The following is a 1569-nucleotide window of genomic DNA, read 5'->3' on the forward strand; positions in this document are numbered from 1 at the left end:
TGGTCAATAGTCGTAAATACGCCAATGAATTGTTTAAAGACGCGACTGAAACGGTTTTGAGCTTCAGTTGCCCCTAGTTCTGCTACTGGTGGCTGTTTGCCAATAATTAATTCGACTTCAGGGATAACCTCAATGATGACTTGTGCGTTATCGCCTAAAGCAGATAACAGTTTTTCTTTCCAAGTTTGGATTTCTAGTTCGCCTTCGGTTAGAACTTGCTGAGTTAAGGATTGGAATGCTTGAATCAGCGAAGCATAAGGAATATTGCGCTTGAACTGGTCAAATTTACCCGCAATAAAATAGCCTCGTTGCCGCACAATGGGTTTGTGAACTTCATTGACCAAAACTGTTTTGCCTATCCCGGAATAACCAGAAACCAGCATTAATTCGGTGGTGCCACTGGCAACGCGATCGAAAGTTTTGAGAATTTTTTCAATTTCTTTGTAGCGACCGTAGAGCTTTTGCGGTATGTTTAATTGCCCTGCTTTATCCGCACTTCCGACAACAAAGTTGGAAATATATCCGCTAGCCTGTAGTTTGAGCAAGCAAGTTTCTAAGTCGAATTTTAGTCCATCAGTGCTTTGGTAGCGGTCTTCAGCATTTTTAGCTAATAACTTCATCGCAATCGCTGAAATTTGTGGCGGGATTTCAGGATTTAGCTTGTGAGGGGGAATGGGAGTTTTGGCAATATGGCTGTGTACCAATTCCAGCGGGTCTGTGGAATTAAAGGGCAACTCGCCTGTGAGCATTTCATAGAAGGTAACGCCTAGTGAATAAAAATCAGTGCGGTAGTCAATTGACCGATTCATCCGGCCAGTTTGTTCTGGGGACATATAGGCGAGTGTGCCTTCGAGCAAATCTGGATGGGTGAGCGTCGAATTTTCTCGCTCCAGGCGCGAAGCGATGCTGAAATCAATAATTTTAAGTTTTTCAGTGGCTGGGTTAATGATAATATTGTGTGGCTTTATATCTTTATGAATAATGTTATATTTATGGATTTCTGCTAAGGCAGAGACAAGCTGGAGACCCAAATAAATAAATTGAATGCTGGTGAGTTTTTTGCCTTTCATCCAATCTTTGAGAGACTCAGAGCCGGAATCTTCTAATAGGAGTGCTAAACCGTTTTTATAGCTTTCTAAACTAATGGGTTTGATAATTGTTTCTACGTTCAAGCTGTGCAAAATTTGATATTCGTGGCGCAAGCGGGTGATGTCAGAAAGAGTGGGATACTCAGCCTTTACCGTTTTGACGATCACGCTGGAAAGGTCCGAATCCTTCCGAGCGCGATCGACTGAAGTTCTTATCCCGCTGTGGAGGGTTTCAAGGAATTGATAGCCAGCTAAGTTGATAGTCATTGTTATTCTACAGATCGTAAGGGAATTGAGCGTGTGGTTAAGGTCTGTTTTAAAACTTAATTATGATTGGAGCTGATTGTAACATAGTAATTTACTCAACAAAAGTGAGCTCATGTTTCGCTTCTAGCAATCGTGGGCTCATGAGAGCGCCGAGCGTGGATATGTTGAAAGAACGCATTCGCGATCGCATTTTGGAGGAGGCTGTAGCACTATG

General features: G+C 42.4%; 1 protein-coding gene. It reads right to left on the minus strand.

Annotated features, from left to right (window positions below; translation table 11 throughout):
* On the minus strand, nt 1-1355 hold a 1355-nt coding region (locus tag QUA38_RS28820; protein ID WP_333167925.1), incomplete at its 3' end, for a protein kinase domain-containing protein.
* Nucleotides 1356-1569 lie beyond the last annotated feature (214 nt).

The sequence above is a fragment of the Microcoleus sp. Pol12B4 genome (assembly GCF_036701385.1).
Lineage (GTDB): Bacteria > Cyanobacteriota > Cyanobacteriia > Cyanobacteriales > Microcoleaceae > Microcoleus.